The following is a 15,656-nucleotide window of genomic DNA, read 5'->3' as shown; positions in this document are numbered from 1 at the left end:
CGTCCGCGTACAGGCGTTCGGTGACGTTCTCCGGTTCCGGGTCAGGCACCGAGGCTCTTCTCGCTCAAGCCGCCCGCGAGGACGTGGCCGTGGACGTGCGGCACGGTCTGCCCCGCGTTGCTGCCGGTGTTGAACACGAGCCGGTAGTGGCCGTCCGCCAGCTCGTCGGCGATGCGCTGCGCGAAGGCGACGAGCTCCGCCAGCAGCGCGGGGTCGCCGGCCGCCAGCTCCGTGACGTCGCGGTACTCGGCGCTCTTCGGGATCACCAGCACGTGGACCGGCGCCTGCGGCGCGATGTCGCGCAACGCGAAGAGGCGGTCGGTGGACGCCACGATCTCCCCGGGGATCTCCCCGTCGAGGATGCGCGTGAAGATCGTCGGCTCGGTCATGCGTCCAGTCTAGCCAAGGGGATGTCATCAGGTCCGTGCGGGCGCCATGGCGGTGCCCGGCTGTCCGCTCGCATCGCACAGGCTGCCCGACTTCAACGTCTCTATGTGCCATACTCGACTCTTTATTGGTCTTGCTTATTTCACATCTTTGTTCTATTATAGATGCCTGGATGCACATCAGGATAACGGTGAGGACGCCCTCGAACGCCGTCGTCGCCTGCTCGACGACTGGGTCGTGCGGGAGCGCCGGATCGCTGTCATCCAAGCGGAGCAGGCGCGCCTTCTCGCCGAGCGTTTCGACATGCTCGCCGGCGAACCCGATTTCGATCAAGGCGGTGATATCTCCCTTCGCTCCCTGGCGGGCGAGTACGGCGCGGCCGCGCATCTCCCGCCGTCGACAGCGGCAGCGCGCCTGACCGATGCCTGGATGCTCGTGCACCGCTTCCCTCAGACACGGGAGGCGTTCGGAACCGGTTGTATCAGCCGTCGTCACGTCGACGTGATCCTCCACGAGCGTCACCCGAACTGCCCGAAGACGCGGACGCCGCCGCGGTGCGGTCAGCGTATGAGGAGCGCGTTCTCCCGGTCGCCGAGCGGGACACGGCTTCGCGCACCCGCGCACATGCGAGGGGCGTCGCCGCCGCTCTCTCGCCGGAGCCGACCCTGGCTGCGCACCACCGAGGTCGAGCCCGCCGGACGGTGACCGTCGCACCGGCCGACGACGGCATGGCGATTCTGACCGTGCTCCTCTCCGAGATCCTCGCGCACGCCATCAAAGACCGGCTCACCGAGCAGGCCAAGCAGGTTCTCTCCGCGCGAGACGAGAAGCGGGCTCCAGATTCTTCTGCCGCATCGGCGCAGGATGATGTGCCCGATCTTCCCGAGGTCCCGGACCGACTCTATGAGGAGTTCCTCCGGGACCTTGCGGCGGACGAAGATCACGACGACGGGGAAATCCGATCGGCCGTCGTCGCGTCCCCGTACGGCAAAGGAGCATACGAGGCTGCGGTTCCCTGGGAGGCCGGCTCTGCTCCCGGCTCCGACCCTGCCAGCGACGGAATCGGCTCCGACTGCGCAGCCGGCTCTGGTCCCGCTTCCGACAGAGATGGCGCCCTTGTCCCCGATCCCGCATGCTTCGACCCGATCTTCGCCGAGGACCTCAGCCCATTCTCAACGGCAGCAGCGGAACACGATCTGCTCCCGTCCCCGGAACTCGCGCCGATGCCGCCGATGCCGCCGCCGGATCACGATGCGCCCGAGATCGACGAGGAGCGGGAAGCGCTCTTCGTCGCGTTCGCAGACGGATTCCCCGAAGACCCGCTTCCCTGGGATCCTCAGCGTCTGCATGTGTTGGGCAGGAGCGTGCCGGACGGCGCCATCGGCGCGCAGGAACTCGATGAGCGCACGCTGGATCAGCTCCGTGCCGATCTCCTCGCCGATATGCTGCTGTGCGCCGACCCGACGACGAGTTCCCGCAGCGGCCTGGAGTCGCTCCGCGCGAGGGTGCAGGTGACGATCGGGGCGAGGACCCTCGCGGGCATCGATGAGCGCCCCGCCGAGCTGGACGGCATCGGACCGGTGGAACCGGATTGGGTACGAACGCTCGCGGGACTCGCTCCCAGCCTCGACCGTCTCTTCCTCGATCATCGAGGCATGGTCACCGCTACGGACAGCTATACCCCTACCGCCAATATGAAGCGGTTCCTGCGGGCGAGGGATCAGCATTGCCGTTTCCCTGGATGCCGGGCGCCGCTGCACCGCAGTCAGGGCGATCACAACCGGGATCATGCGAAGGGCGGAACCACCGACCTCGAGAATCTGGCGATGTTCTGCACCGGGCATCATCCGCTCAAGCATCCGGATCTCCGCGACGACGATCGCTGGAGCGCCCGGCAGCTCGCGGGCGGCATCATCGAATGGACCAGCCCCTTGGGGCGCGTCTACGCCGACATGCCGCCGACCCGGGTGATGCTCGTCTGAGCGGCCCCGCCTGCGAAGGGGCGCAGCACCGGGTCCATCTGAGCGAACCGCTACCAGCGCCCGAGCACGGTCGACAGCACCGCGATCGCCGCGGGGCCGGCCGTCGAAGTGCGCAGCACGGTGTCGCCGAGCCTGACCCGCTCCGCCCCCGCAGCCGTGAGCCGCTCGAGCTCCTCCGGGGCGATCCCGCCCTCGGGGCCGACGACGAGCACGAGATCGCGGCCGTCCGGCACGACGGACGACAACCGGGTCTCGGCGACCGGATCCAGCACCAGCACGCGCTGCGCGCCGGCACGCTGTACGACCTCGCCCGTCGTCGCGACGGAGGCGACCTCGGGGATCCACGCCCGATGCGCCTGCTTCGCCGCCTCGCGCACGATCGTCCTCCAGCGATCCCGCCCCTTCGCCGCCTTCGGCCCCTCCCAGCGCGACACGCTGCGGGCGGCCTGCCATGGCACGATCTCGTCGACGCCGAGCTCGCAGGACGCCTGCACGGCGAGCTCGTCCCTGTCGCCCTTCGCGAGCGCCTGGATCAGGACGAGCCTCGGCGAGGGCCGCGGCACCTCCGTGCGTACCGACACCTCGACGTCGACGCGCGAAGGCGAGGCTTCGATCACAGAGCCGTCCAGCCAGACCCCTGCGCCGTCGCCGATCGTCACGGCCTCCCCGGCGCGGACGCGCCGGACGACCGCGGCATGCTTCGCCTCCGCGCCGCTCAGCGTCACGACATCGCCCGGCCCGGCATCGGAGGCGGACTCGACGACGAAGTGCAGCACCATGTCTCAGTGCCCGCGGAAGCGGTCGCGCAGCTTGTGGAACAGCCCCTGCTGGAACTGCGCGAGCTGAGGGGCAGGAGCCTTAGCCTTCTTGGCGAAGTCCTCGATGATCCTGCGCTGGGCCGAGTCCAGCCTGGTCGGCGTCACGACCTGCACGCCGACGCGCAGGTCGCCGCGCTGAGAGCCGCGCAGCGGAGTGACGCCGCGCCCCTTGATCGTCAGCACATCGCCCGACTGCACGCCGGGACGGATCTCCAGCTCCACGGGCCCGTCGACCCCCTCGATCGTGGTCTCGGTGCCGAGCACGGCATCCGTCATCGCCACCTCGAGGGTCGCGAGCAGATCGTCGCCTTCGCGGCTGTACGTCGGATGCGCGTTGACGGTGACCTCGACGTACAGGTCGCCGTTGGGGCCTCCGGCCCTGCCGACCTCGCCGGAGCCGGGGAGCTGCAGCCGGAGCCCCGTCTCCACGCCGGCCGGGATGTCCAGCGAGACCGTGCGGCGGGAGCGCACGCGCCCCTGACCCGCGCAGGTCGCACAGGGGTAGGGGATCGTGGTGCCGTAGCCCTCGCACGTGCCGCAGGGCTGCGAGGTGACCACGTTGCCGAGCAGGCTGCGCACCTGACGCTGCACATGCCCGCTGCCGCCGCAGATGTCGCAGGTGACCGGCGAGGTGCCCTCCTGGCAACAGGACCCCTTGCAGGTCTCGCACAGCACCGCCGTGTCGACCTCGAGGTCGCGGTGCGCGCCGAACACGACGTCGCCGAGATCGAGGGAGACGCGCACGAGCGCATCCTGACCGCGCTCGCGGCGCGAACGCGGTCGTGCGCTGCGTCCGCCGCCCGCGGCTCCGAAGAAGGTCTCGAAGATGTCGCCGAACCCGCCGAACCCACCGCCGAACCCGCCGTTCTCGTCCCCGCCCATGTCGTAGCGACGGCGCGAGTCCTCATCGCTGAGCACGTCATAGGCGTGCGTCACGAGCTTGAACCGCTCCGAGGCGTCGTCCCCGGGATTGACGTCCGGGTGCAGCTGACGCGCCAGCTTGCGATATGCCTTCTTGATCTCGTCCTGCGACGCATCACGCGCCACCCCGAGGACCTCGTAGTGGTCCGCCACTTTCACCTCTCGTCTTCGTCGAGCAGCCGCGACAGATAGCGGGCGACCGCCCGCGCCGCTGCCAGGTTGCTCGGATAGTCCATCCGGGTCGGGCCCATCACGCCGACCCGCGCCATCCCGCTGGGGGTGGCGTAGTTGCTCGCGACGATCGACGCCTCGCCGAGGCCGAACGACGCGTTCTCCGTGCCGATGCTGGCGGCGAGCCCGTGCTCGTCCGTCACCATCTCGTTCATCAGCCGCAGCAGCGTGACCTGCTCCTCGATCGCCTCGAGGAGCGGATGGATGCTGCCGCGGAAGTCCTGCTCCCGGCGGGCGAGCGTCGCGGCGCCCGCCATGACCAGTCTCTCCTGCCGGAACTCGTCCAGCTCCTCGGCGATCACGCCGGCCAGGACGGAGAGCGCGACCTCGGTCTTGACGGGCGGGGAGGGATTCGCGAGCTGGGCCACGCGCTCACGGGCGTCGCCGACCGCGCGACCCGTGACGAGGGTCAGGAGCCTGGCGCGGAGCACGGCGACCTCCGCCTCGTCCAGGTCGGCGGGGAGCATCGCGATGCGCTGCGACACGCCGCCCGCGTCGGTCACGAGCACGACGAGCATGCGGTTCGGTGCGAGCGCGACGAGCTCCAGGTGCGTCAGCCGCGCCCGGGCGAAGGAGGGGTACTGGGCCAGAGCGACCTGACCGGTCAGCTGTGTGAGCACGCGGACCGTTCGCGCCATGAGATCGTCGAGATCGGCCGGATCGGCGAGGAACGTCTCGATCGCGCTGCGCTGCGCACCGGAGAGGGGGCGGATCTGGGCGAGGTGGTCGACGAACACCCGATAGCCCTTGTCCGTCGGCACCCGCCCCGACGACGTGTGCGGCGCGGTGATGAGCTCCTCGTCCTCGAGCAGGGCCATGTCGTTGCGGATCGTGGCTGCGGACACGCCGAAGGAATGACGATCGACGATCGACTTGCTGCCGACCGGCTCGTGGGTCTCGACGTAGTCCTGCACGATGGCGCGCAGCACCTGGAGTCCGCGTTCCGTGACCATGTCCGCTCCCTCCCGCCTGGCACTCCGTGCTTCCGAGTGCCAATTCTACCCGCCGCGCGCGTTCCCGCTCCGAACGGACGCGGCCGGCCGTTCAGTCGGTGAGCTCTCTGACCACCGCGTCGGCGAGCAGCCGCCCCTTCAGCGTGAGCTGGACCCGGCCCCGCACGGCGGCCGCGGCATCCACGAGCCCGTCGGCGATGAGTCCTGCCACCCGCGTCCTGTTGCCCACCGGGAGCTCGGCCACGGCGATGCCCTCGCGGATCCGGCTCAGCAGCAGCACACGCTCCAGCATCCGCGACTCGGCGTCCGGCCGTTCGGTGCCCGCGGCGGGCGACTCCCCCGCCGCCAGGCGCTGCGCGTACGCCGCGGGATGCTTCACATTCCACCAGCGCAGCCCTGCCACGTGACTGTGCGCGCCGGGCCCGAAGCCCCACCAGTCGCTCCCCCGCCAGTAGGCCAGGTTGTGACGCGAGCGCTGTGCGATGCCGCGCGCCCAGTTGCTCACCTCGTACCAGTCGAAGCCGCCCGCGGCGAGCTTCGCGTCGGCGAGCTCGTACATGTCCGCCTGCACATCGTCGTCCGGCGTCGGCACCTCGCCGCGCCGGATCTGCCTGGCGAGCTTCGTGCCGTCCTCGATGATCAGCGCGTACGCCGAGATGTGGTCGGACTCCAAGGCCAGCGCGGCGTCCAGCGACGTCTCCCAGTCGGAGAGCGTCTCCCCCGGCGCCCCGTAGATCAGATCGACGCTCACCGCGAGCCCGGCATCCCTGGCGGCGTCGACCGCCGTGCGCACGTTCTCCGGACGATGCGTGCGGTCCAGGGCGGCGAGCACGTGCGGCACCGCCGACTGCATCCCGATCGACAGCCGGGTCACCCCGGCGACGGCCAGCGTTCTTGCGACCTCCGGCGTGACGGTGTCCGGGTTCGCCTCGACCGTGACCTCTGCGCCGTCACGGAGCCCGAAGGCCGAGACGGCGGCGTCCATCATCCTCGCGAGGTCGCCGGCCGGGAGCAGCGTCGGCGTTCCGCCGCCGAAGAACACCGTGTCCATCGGGCGCAGCGCGCCGGCATCCGACAGCACGGCTTGGGCGAGCGCGATCTCGGCCGCGAGCGTTTCGGCGTAGTCCTCCTGCCGCGCACCGCGCAGCTCGCCGGAGGTGTACGTGTTGAAATCGCAGTATCCGCATCTCACGCGGCAGAACGGGATGTGCAGGTAGGCGGAGAACGGAGTGGACGCATCCGGCTCCAGGTCCGCGGGCAGGCGGCCGTCGATCGGCGCCGGATCGCCGACGGGAAGAGGACCGGCCATCAGACGGGCGTCGCGTACAGCGGCGAGATCGCGCGGAGATAGCGCGCGAAGAGCTCGCGACGACGACGCTTCACCAGCGCGGGCATCGTGCGGTAGAGCAGCCCCGTCGGCGCGTCGAAGGCCCGGACGGTGAACCACACCTCGTCGTTGTCCTCGCGCCAGTCCACGTCGAACGACTCCTCGCCGCTGACGACGGACCCGCCGACGGTGCCGAGCACGAAACCGATCCTGCGCGCCTCCTCGGTGACCGAAATCACCCGCAGCTCCGCATCGGCGCGCATGCCGCCGACCCTGCCGCGCAGGCGCACGGTCATGCCCGCACCGGCATACGGCAGTCCCTCGGCGTCGAAGCGCTGCTCCACATCGCGCTTGCTCGGCGCGATCGCATTGCCCTCCGCGTCGAAGCTGACTCCGGTGTAGGAGGGGCCCGGTGCGGGACGGACGTCCTCGATGCCGAGCCCGGCTGCGCGCTGCGCCGTCCAGGACAGCAGTGCGTCTCCGGCGCTGCGGAACCGCTCGGCCCCGCTGCCGATCCGCCAGGAGTCCTCGGCCGGAATGCTGCGCTCCGGCGGATACTGCATCAGGTCGGGAGCATGCGTCGCCCCCACGGCCGCATAATCCACCGTGCCGTCTCGGAAGGTACCGCGCCGCATGTCGGCCAGCCTACTCATCGATTCTGGGAGCCGACTGGCGACCCACGGCGTCCAGCACGATCCGGGTGTACCGGCGATGCGTCCGCCACTGCAGCATCCGCAGTCCCGGGGACAGGATCCGCCAGAGGACGGTCGCGGGCCTCGACACGGAACGCGCCGAGAACACGCCGTCTTCGTCGATGCGGAAGGACTCCTCGCCGTAGATCGGATGTCCAGGACGCGTCTCGTAGCCGAAGCCGCTCTCATCCGCCCAGACGATGCGCACGGGCTCGCCGAAGCGGATGCCGAGCACGCGCTTCGCGAGGACCGCTTCGTCCCCCGCGGCCGGCCGGGCGTCCGGCGTCTCGAAGCCGGCCCTGCGCTTGAACTCCCAGTCGCTCACGAGAGCGGCGACGGCCGCTCTGGCGTGCGCGGGGACGCTCACGGCGTGCTCCGAGAGACGCATGCCCTCGGGCGCCGTGCCGATCGGCTCGCGCGTCATCCCGCGCCGGTACGGCGGAAGCGCCACCTACTTCTTGTCCTTGCCCTCGACGTCACCGCTCAGCGCCGCGATGAACGCCTCCTGTGGGACCTCGACGCGGCCGACCATCTTCATGCGCTTCTTGCCCTCCTTCTGCTTCTCCAGGAGCTTGCGCTTGCGGGTGATGTCACCGCCGTAGCACTTGGCGAGCACGTCCTTGCGGATCGCGCGGATGGTCTCGCGGGCGATGATGCGCGCACCGATCGCCGCCTGGATGGGCACTTCGAACTGCTGGCGGGGGATGAGCTTGCGCAGCCGCTCCGCCATCATCGTGCCGTAGGCGTACGCCTTGTCGCGGTGGACGATCGAGCTGAACGCATCGACCTTCTCGCCCTGCAGCAGGATGTCGACCTTCACGAGGTCCGCCTCCTGCTGGCCTGCCGGCTCGTAGTCGAGGGAGGCGTAGCCCTGGGTCTTGGACTTCAGCTGATCAAAGAAGTCGAAGACGATCTCGCCGAGCGGCATGGTGTAGCGCAGCTCCACGCGCTCCTCGCTGAAGTACTCCATGCCCAGCAGCGATCCTCGGCGCGACTGGCACAGCTCCATCACCGTGCCGACGTAGTCCTTCGGCAGCAGGATCGCCGCCTTCACCATCGGCTCCGAGACCGAGCCGATGCGCCCGTCCGGATACTCGCTCGGGTTGGTGACGGTCACCGTCTCCCCCGTGTCGCTGGTGAGGACCTCGTAGATCACGCTCGGCGCCGTCGTGATGAGGTCGAGACCGAACTCGCGGGACAGCCGCTCCGTGATGATCTCCAGGTGCAGGAGGCCGAGGAATCCGCAGCGGAAGCCGAAGCCGAGGGCGACGGAGGTCTCCGGCTCATACTGCAGGGAGGCGTCGGACAGCTTGAGCTTGTCCAGCGCCTCGCGCAGCTCGGCGTAGTCGCTGCCGTCGATCGGGTAGATGCCGGAGAACACCATGGGCTTGGGATCGGTGTATCCCGAGAGCGCCTCGGATGCCGGCTTCCGCGCGGTCGTGACCGTGTCGCCGACCTTCGACTGGCGGACGTCCTTCACCCCCGTGATGAGATAGCCCACCTCGCCGACGCCGAGGCCCTTGGACGGGATCGGCTCGGGGCTCGAGACCCCGATCTCGAGGAGCTCGTGCGTCGCGCCCGTCGACATCATCTGGATGCGCTCGCGCGGCGCGAGGCTGCCGTCGACCATGCGCACATAGGTGACGACCCCACGATAGGCGTCGTAGACCGAGTCGAAGATCATGGCGCGGGCGGGCGCCTCCGCCTCGCCGTGCGGCGCCGGGATCTCCTGCACGAGCCGGTCCAGCAGCTCCTCGACGCCGGCTCCGGTCTTGCCCGAGACGCGCAGCACGTCGTCCGGGTCGCCTCCGATGAGCGAGGCGAGCTCCTTGGCGTACTTGTCCGGGTCCGCGGCGGGCAGGTCGATCTTGTTGAGCACGGGGATGATGTGCAGGTCGTTCTCCAGCGCCAGGTACAGGTTCGCGAGCGTCTGCGCCTCGATGCCCTGCGCCGCGTCGACGAGCAGGATCGCGCCCTCGCAGGCGGCCAGCGACCGGGAGACCTCATAGGTGAAGTCGACGTGGCCCGGCGTGTCGATCATGTTGAGCGCGAAGGTCTCGCCGCCGATCTGCCAGGGCATCCGCACCGCCTGGCTCTTGATCGTGATGCCGCGCTCGCGCTCGATGTCCATGCGGTCGAGGTACTGGGCGCGCATGTCGCGGTCGGACACGACGCCGGTGATCTGGAGCATCCGGTCGGCGAGGGTCGACTTGCCGTGATCGATGTGGGCGATGATGCAGAAGTTGCGGATCTGCGAAGGCGGCGTCGCGGCCGGCTGGAGCGGAGTGAGGGCGCGTGGTGACATGTCCCGACGATTCTACGGTCAGGACCGCCTAATCCCCGATTCGCCGGAACCAGTGATAGTCTCGCGAGGTTGCCTTGGGCCACTCGGAGACACTGAGTTCCAAAGGCGATGCGACTCCGTCACAGACAGCGGTCCGGCAACTCATCGCGCGACAGCGCGGAAGGTGCCAGAATTGCATCTCGACTCAGCGCCGTGTCGGCAATCCCGAGCGCGTCTGTAAAAGAGAAAGAATCAACACCTTGATCAAGTATCTCCTGCGCCGAACCCTCGGCTGGTTGCTCATGATCGTGATCGCGACCAACATCACGTACTTCCTCGCGTGGAGCTTCCTCAACCCGAAGAACAACTTCGTGGGGCGCCGTCCCCCGATGTCGGAGGAGCAGATCTCCCAGCTGCTGCGCCCGCGCAACCTCGACTCGACGGTCCCGATCCTCGAGCGCTGGTGGAACTGGATCATGGGGATCGTCCTGCGCTGGGACTGGGGCGTCAGCCCGACCGGCGGATCCGTCAACGAGCAGCTGGCCTTCCGCATGTGGGTGAGCGCGGAGCTCGTCCTCGGCGCGACCATCATCATGACGGTGCTCGGCATCTGGCTCGGCGTGTACACCGCATCGCGGCAGTACAAGCTGGCCGACCGCATCGGGCAGGCGACGTCCATCATCACGATGAACATCAACACCATCGTCGCCGCCCTCGGCATCGTGCTGCTCGCCATCGCGCTCAACTCCTGGACCGGGGTGCGCATCTTCTACGTCACCGGAGCCTCCAGCAAAGGCGTCGAGGGCTTCTTCCCCGTCCTCGTGGACACGCTCCAGCACCTGACGCTGCCGACGATATCCCTCGTGCTCGTCGGCTATGCGGGCACTCACTTCCTGCAGCGCTCCCTGCTCCTGGACAACATCAACGCCGATTACGTCCGCACCGCACGCGCCAAGGGCCTGACCAAGCCGCAGGCCATCCGCAGGCACGCCCTGCGCACATCGCTCATCCCCGTCGCCACGCAGGTCGCGTTCAGCATCCCCGCCGTCTTCACCGGCGCGATCCTCACCGAGCAGATCTTCGCGTGGAACGGCATGGGCAAGTACTTCATCGAGACCATCACGAAGAGCGACGTCCACGGCGTCGTCGCGACCGCGGCCTTCGCCGGCCTCCTGACCGCGCTCGGAGCCATCCTCTCCGACGTCGTGGTCGTCGTCCTCGACCCCCGAGTGAGGGTGAGCTGATCATGACCATCGAAGCAACCGAGACCACGGCGGAGACCACGCCGTCGAGCGGCGGCAGGCCGCTGTCCAAGTGGACGCTCTACACCCGGCGCTTCATGCGCAACCGGCCCGCCGTCGGCGGCGTCGTCATCTTCATCGTCCTCGTCCTGTTCGCCGTCGTCGGCCCGCTGATCGCCAAGTACGACCACATCGAGCTGGACTTCCTGAACCTCGGCACGCCGCCGTCCGCCGACCACTGGTTCGGCACGACGCCGTCGGGCAACGACACCTTCGCCCAGGTCGCGATCGGCCTCCAGCGCTCGCTCATGATCGCCATCACGGTCTCCGTCGGGACGACGATCATCTCGGCGCTCGTCGGGACCGCGGCCGCCTACTTCGGCGGATGGACCGAGAAGATCTCCCTCGCCGTCATCCACTTCATGATGGTCATCCCGAGCTTCCTGATCCTCTCCCTGCTGTCCAACCGCTCCGGCGGCGACTGGCGGGTGATCGCCCTCATCATGATCTTCATCGTGGGCTGGTACTTCCCCGCCAGGGTGATCTGGACCACCGCCCTCTCGCTGCGCGAGCGCGAGTACGTGCACGCCTCCCGGTACATGGGCGTGCGCGGGATGACGATCGTCCTGCGGCACCTGCTGCCGAACATCGGCTCCCTGCTCGTCATCAACTTCACGCTCGGCATCGTCAACGCCGTCATGGCCGAGACGAGCCTGTCGTTCATCGGCTTCGGCGTGAAGATCCCGGACGTCTCGCTGGGGTCCCTCATCGGCTCCGGCGCCAACACCATCTCCAGCGCGCCGTGGCTGTTCTACTTCCCCGCCGCCGCCCTCACGCTGCTCACCGTCTCCATGGCGCTCGTCGCCGACGGTCTGCGCGACGCCCTCGATCCGACTTCGGCGGCAGGAGGCCGCGCATGAGCACTATTCTCTCCGTCCGCGACCTCGCCGTCAGCTTCGCCTCCGAGGCCGGCCGCGTGGACGCCGTCCGCGGCGTCTCCTTCGACCTGGAGGCCGGCAAGACGCTCGGCATCGTCGGCGAGTCCGGTTCCGGCAAGTCCGTGACCTCCCTCGCGATCATGGGCCTGCTCGACGAGAACGCCAAGGTCACCGGCTCGATCGTCTACGACGGCCAGGAGCTGCTCGGCAAGAGCGACAGGCAGATGTCGGTGATCCGAGGCAACGGCCTGGCGATGATCTTCCAGGACCCGCTCACCTCGCTGACCCCCGTCTACACGATCGGCGACCAGCTGATCGAGGCGCTCACGATCCATCGCGGGATGTCCAAGAAGCAGGCCTGGGATCGCTCCATCGAGCTGCTGCAGCTCGTCGGCATCACCCAGCCCGAGAAGCGAATGAAGGCCTTCCCGCACGAGTTCTCCGGCGGCATGCGCCAGCGCGTGGTCATCGCCATCGCCATGGCGAACAACCCGAAGCTGATCATCGCCGACGAGCCGACCACGGCCCTCGACGTCACGATCCAGGCGCAGATCCTCGACCTGATCGAGAAGGCTCAGCGGGAGACCGGGGCTGCGACCATCATGATCACCCACGACATGGGCGTCGTCGCCCGCATGGCCGACGACGTGCTCGTGATGTACGCGGGCAAGCCCGTCGAGCACGCCGAGGCGCGCGAGCTCTTCCACCACACCCGGATGCCGTACTCCATCGGCCTGCTCGGCGCGATCCCGCGCGTGGACAAGAAGGAGAAGGAGCCGCTCACGCCGATCAAGGGAAACCCTCCCCTGCTGATCGACCTCCCCGACGCGTGCCCCTTCGCCGATCGCTGCCCGATCGCGATCAGCGCCTGCCGCGAGGGCGAGCCCCCGCTCGCCGACGTGCCCTCCGCCTCCGGAGCGCCGCACCAGGCCGCCTGCATCCGCTCGCACGAGATCGGCCTGGACGGCCTCATCGACGGACTGCCGGTCTACCCCGTCCGCGAGGCGCCCGAGAGCGCTCTGACCCGCACGCCCCGCGAGGAGCGCGAGGTCACCCTCGACGTGCGGAACATGACCAAGACGTTCCCCCTCATGAAGGGCGCGTTCTTCAAGCGCAAGGTCGGCGAGGTCCACGCGGTCAAGGGCATCAGCTTCGACGTGCGACAGGGCGAGACGATGGCGATCGTCGGCGAGTCCGGCTCCGGCAAGACGACGACGCTCCTGCAGATCATGGACCTGGTCAAGCAGCAGGACGGCGACATCGTCATCAACGGGACGAGCGTCAACGACATCACGAGCCACCGCATCGAGCGCGACGTACGCCGCGACATCCAGATCGTGTTCCAGGACCCGATGGGCGCGCTCGACCCGCGCATGACCGTCGCAGACATCATCGCGGAGCCGCTCAACGCCATCGGCACGAAGAAGGACGAGGTCCACCGCCGCGTCAGGGAGCTGATGGACGTCGTCGGGCTCAACCCCGCCCATGTCGACCGCTTCCCCGGCGCTTTCTCGGGCGGCCAGCGCCAGCGCATCGGCATCGCCCGCGCGCTGTCGACGAACCCCAAGATCATCGTCCTCGATGAGCCGGTGTCCGCGCTCGACGTGTCGATCCAGGCCGGCGTCATCAATCTGCTCGACGATCTGAAGGTCTCCCTCGGCATCTCCTACCTGTTCGTCGCGCACGATCTCTCCGTGGTCCGGCACATCGCCGACCGCGTCGCGGTCATGTACCTCGGCGAGTTCGTCGAGCACGGCGACGTCGATGATGTGTTCGACGATCCGCAGCATCCGTACACCAAGGCGCTGCTGTCCGCCATCCCGGTTCCCGACCCCGACATCGAGCGCACGCGGCGACGCGTGGTGTTCAACCCGGAGACCCTTCAGGCCGAGACCGCGCCCGCCGTCTGAGGCCCTCACCACCGCCCGGAGAGCGGCCCGTCGCACGTGTCGACGGACCGCTCTCCGGGGTTGCCGGGCACCGAATGTTACTGGTGAGTAACAGTCGATCACCGTCCGATAACGGTTAGGCGACCTTCACTCGACGGGCAGGATTTTGCCTGCAGGGCGAACTATTCTTCCCCTATGACACGCCGACAGGCGAACACGCCTACAGGCGAAAGGAGCACCATGAAGCAGCACAAGCTGATGGGGGCGCTCGCGTTCAGCGGAGCCCTCGCACTCGCTCTCGCGGGTTGTGCCACCGGTACCGGAGACGGGAACGGCGACGGCAACGGCGACGGAGAGGCGACGGAGACCGCGTTCGCGGACTACAACCCGCAGCCCCGCGAGAACCTGGAGACGGGCGGCGAGGTCCGCTTCCCGATCAACGAGATCCCGGAGCAGCTGAACGCCTTCCACGGCGACGCATCGTCCGACACCGCGCGCGTCGCCGCGTGGTACACCCCGCAGGTCCTCCTGCAGGAGGACGACGGCACGCCGTACAAGAACGACGCGTACCTCGACGAGTGGTCGATCGACACCGTCGACGGCAACACCCAGATCACCTTCACCTTCACGGACGAGGCGCACTGGAACGACGGCACGGACATGGACTGGACCGCCATCGACGCCACGTGGAAGGCCAACCGCTCCATCGACGAGGGCTTCGTCCCGAACGCGACCGACGGCTACAAGGCCATCGCGTCCGTCGAGGAGGGCGACACCCCGAAGACCGCCATCGTCACCTTCGACGGTGAGTTCGCCTGGCCCGAGATGCCGTTCCTCACGGGCATCTTGCACCCGGCGCTGGCCGACCCCGACACGTTCAACACGGCGATGATCGACAACCCGCACCCCGAGTGGGGCGCCGGTCCGTACAAGATCGACGAGTTCGACGCGAACACCGACTACGTCTCGTTCGTCCCGAACGAGGAGTGGTGGGGCAACGAGCCGCTGCTCGACAAGGTCTCCTTCCAGGGCATGGACGCCGCGGCGTCCATCAACGCCTTCAAGGCGGACGAGATCGACTCCGTCGGCGTCGGCACCAAGGACCGCCTCGAGCAGGTCAAGGACATGGACGGCATCACCATCTACCGTTCCACCCAGACCGCCAACACGCTGATCCAGGTCGACTCGACGAAGCCGCAGTTCGAGGACGCCAAGGTCCGCGAGGCGTTCTTCAAGGCGATCAACATCGACCAGCAGAAGGAGATCGCCTGGAACGGTCTGGACTACGAGGAGGAGCCGGCCGGCTCCCTCACGCTGTTCCCGTTCCAGCCCGGCTACAGCAACGCGCTCGCCGAGGCCGGCTGGGAGTTCAACCCCGACGACTCCAAGGCGCTTCTTGACGAGGCCGGCTGGACCGAGGGCGAGGACGGCATCCGCGAGAAGGACGGCGAGAAGCTGTCCGTCGTCTACCCGGTGTGGAGCGACGACCCCACGCAGGAGGCGCTCGCCAAGGCCCTTCAGCAGCAGATGAAGGAGGTCGGCATCGACCTCCAGATCGACATCCGCCCGTCGACCGACTTCTCGGACGACTACAACAACATGAACTGGGACGTCTCCAGCCTTCGGTTCACCTCCTCCGACCCGTTCGGCGCCGCCTGGTTCTGCCAGCTGTACTGCATGGACATGGGGCTGAACCTGTCTGGCGTTCAGAACGAGGAGACCGACCAGCGCATCCACGACGAGGTCGAGTCGCTCCCGACCGCCGACGAGCAGACGGCTGCGGCCATGAAGCTCGAGGCGGAGATCTTCCAGGAGTGGGGCCTGATCCCGCTGTACAACGGTCCGTCCATCTCGGCCGTGAAGACGGGTCTCGCCAACCTCACCCCCGAGCCGTACGTCGGCCTGGACGGCTTCGGCGTCCAGCCCGTCGAGAACGTGGGCTGGGAGAAGTAAGCACGCCGTGCACGAGGCGGGGTCGGTGGTTCGTCCACCG

14 protein-coding genes are annotated in these 15,656 nt (G+C 68.4%); 6 read left to right on the top strand and 8 right to left on the bottom strand.

Going from position 1 to position 15,656, the window contains the following annotated elements; translation table 11 throughout:
* Nucleotides 1-41: 41 nt before the first annotated feature.
* Nucleotides 42-389, bottom strand: coding sequence for an HIT domain-containing protein (locus ACYVGQ_RS08610; RefSeq protein WP_460784220.1), 348 nt, complete (start codon nucleotides 387-389; stop codon nucleotides 42-44).
* 46 nt (nucleotides 390-435) lie between these two features.
* On the opposite strand from ACYVGQ_RS08610, the gene ACYVGQ_RS08605 reads away from it, so the two are divergent.
* Together ACYVGQ_RS08605 and ACYVGQ_RS08600 are read left to right on the top strand one after the other, a co-directional pair.
* On the top strand, nucleotides 436-1,092 hold the full coding sequence (locus tag ACYVGQ_RS08605; protein WP_460784219.1) for a hypothetical protein: 657 nt from the start codon (nucleotides 436-438) through the stop codon (nucleotides 1,090-1,092).
* Nucleotides 1,089-2,369: an HNH endonuclease signature motif containing protein gene (locus ACYVGQ_RS08600; RefSeq protein ID WP_460784218.1), complete on the top strand. Its 1,281-nt coding sequence runs from the start codon at nucleotides 1,089-1,091 to the stop codon at nucleotides 2,367-2,369. Before ACYVGQ_RS08605 ends, ACYVGQ_RS08600 begins: the two co-directional genes overlap by 4 nt.
* A 50-nt stretch (nucleotides 2,370-2,419) precedes the next feature.
* Here the strand turns inward: ACYVGQ_RS08600 and ACYVGQ_RS08595 are convergent, their stop codons facing one another.
* The 7 genes from ACYVGQ_RS08595 to lepA all read right to left on the bottom strand — a co-directional run bounded on the left by ACYVGQ_RS08595 (nucleotide 2,420) and on the right by lepA (nucleotide 9,616).
* Nucleotides 2,420-3,148, bottom strand: coding sequence for a 16S rRNA (uracil(1498)-N(3))-methyltransferase (locus ACYVGQ_RS08595; RefSeq protein WP_460784217.1), 729 nt, complete (start codon nucleotides 3,146-3,148; stop codon nucleotides 2,420-2,422).
* 3 nt (nucleotides 3,149-3,151) lie between these two features.
* A complete protein-coding gene (dnaJ, locus tag ACYVGQ_RS08590; RefSeq protein ID WP_460784828.1) occupies nucleotides 3,152-4,261 on the bottom strand; it encodes a molecular chaperone DnaJ in 1,110 nt (369 codons plus the stop codon).
* Nucleotides 4,262-4,263: 2 nt separating this feature from the next.
* Complete coding sequence (hrcA, locus tag ACYVGQ_RS08585; protein ID WP_460784216.1) at nucleotides 4,264-5,292, bottom strand: heat-inducible transcriptional repressor HrcA; 1,029 nt, start codon at nucleotides 5,290-5,292, stop codon at nucleotides 4,264-4,266.
* Between the two features lie 91 nt (nucleotides 5,293-5,383).
* A complete protein-coding gene (gene hemW, locus ACYVGQ_RS08580; RefSeq protein WP_460784215.1) occupies nucleotides 5,384-6,601 on the bottom strand; it encodes a radical SAM family heme chaperone HemW in 1,218 nt (405 codons plus the stop codon).
* Complete coding sequence (locus ACYVGQ_RS08575; protein ID WP_460784214.1) at nucleotides 6,601-7,254, bottom strand: DUF1990 family protein; 654 nt, start codon at nucleotides 7,252-7,254, stop codon at nucleotides 6,601-6,603. The genes hemW and ACYVGQ_RS08575 overlap by 1 nt, the downstream gene beginning before the upstream one ends.
* 10 nt (nucleotides 7,255-7,264) lie before the next feature.
* Entirely contained in the window at nucleotides 7,265-7,762 is a 498-nt protein-coding gene (locus ACYVGQ_RS08570; protein WP_460784213.1) for a DUF1990 family protein, read from the bottom strand.
* Nucleotides 7,763-9,616 carry a translation elongation factor 4 gene (gene lepA / locus ACYVGQ_RS08565; RefSeq protein WP_460784212.1) on the bottom strand — a complete coding sequence of 618 codons (1,854 nt, stop codon included), beginning with the start codon at nucleotides 9,614-9,616 and terminating at the stop codon, nucleotides 7,763-7,765. It lies immediately after the preceding gene.
* Between the two features lie 239 nt (nucleotides 9,617-9,855).
* On the opposite strand from lepA, the gene ACYVGQ_RS08560 reads away from it, so the two are divergent.
* From ACYVGQ_RS08560 to ACYVGQ_RS08545, 4 genes are all read left to right on the top strand, one after another.
* Nucleotides 9,856-10,839, top strand: a complete 984-nt coding sequence (locus ACYVGQ_RS08560; protein ID WP_460784211.1) for an ABC transporter permease — start codon at nucleotides 9,856-9,858, stop codon at nucleotides 10,837-10,839.
* Nucleotides 10,840-10,841: 2 nt separating this feature from the next.
* Nucleotides 10,842-11,756, top strand: a complete 915-nt coding sequence (locus tag ACYVGQ_RS08555) for an ABC transporter permease (protein WP_460784210.1) — start codon at nucleotides 10,842-10,844, stop codon at nucleotides 11,754-11,756.
* A complete protein-coding gene (locus tag ACYVGQ_RS08550; RefSeq protein ID WP_460784209.1) occupies nucleotides 11,753-13,684 on the top strand; it encodes an ABC transporter ATP-binding protein in 1,932 nt (643 codons plus the stop codon). The genes ACYVGQ_RS08555 and ACYVGQ_RS08550 overlap by 4 nt, the downstream gene beginning before the upstream one ends.
* A gap of 219 nt (nucleotides 13,685-13,903) precedes the next feature.
* Nucleotides 13,904-15,616 carry an ABC transporter family substrate-binding protein gene (locus ACYVGQ_RS08545; RefSeq protein WP_460784208.1) on the top strand — a complete coding sequence of 571 codons (1,713 nt, stop codon included), beginning with the start codon at nucleotides 13,904-13,906 and terminating at the stop codon, nucleotides 15,614-15,616.
* Nucleotides 15,617-15,656: the final 40 nt, after the last annotated feature.

It is taken from the genome of Microbacterium tumbae, from assembly GCF_054780175.1.
Note: the sequence above shows the minus strand (reverse complement) of the source record. Positions and strands in the feature narration are given on the sequence as shown.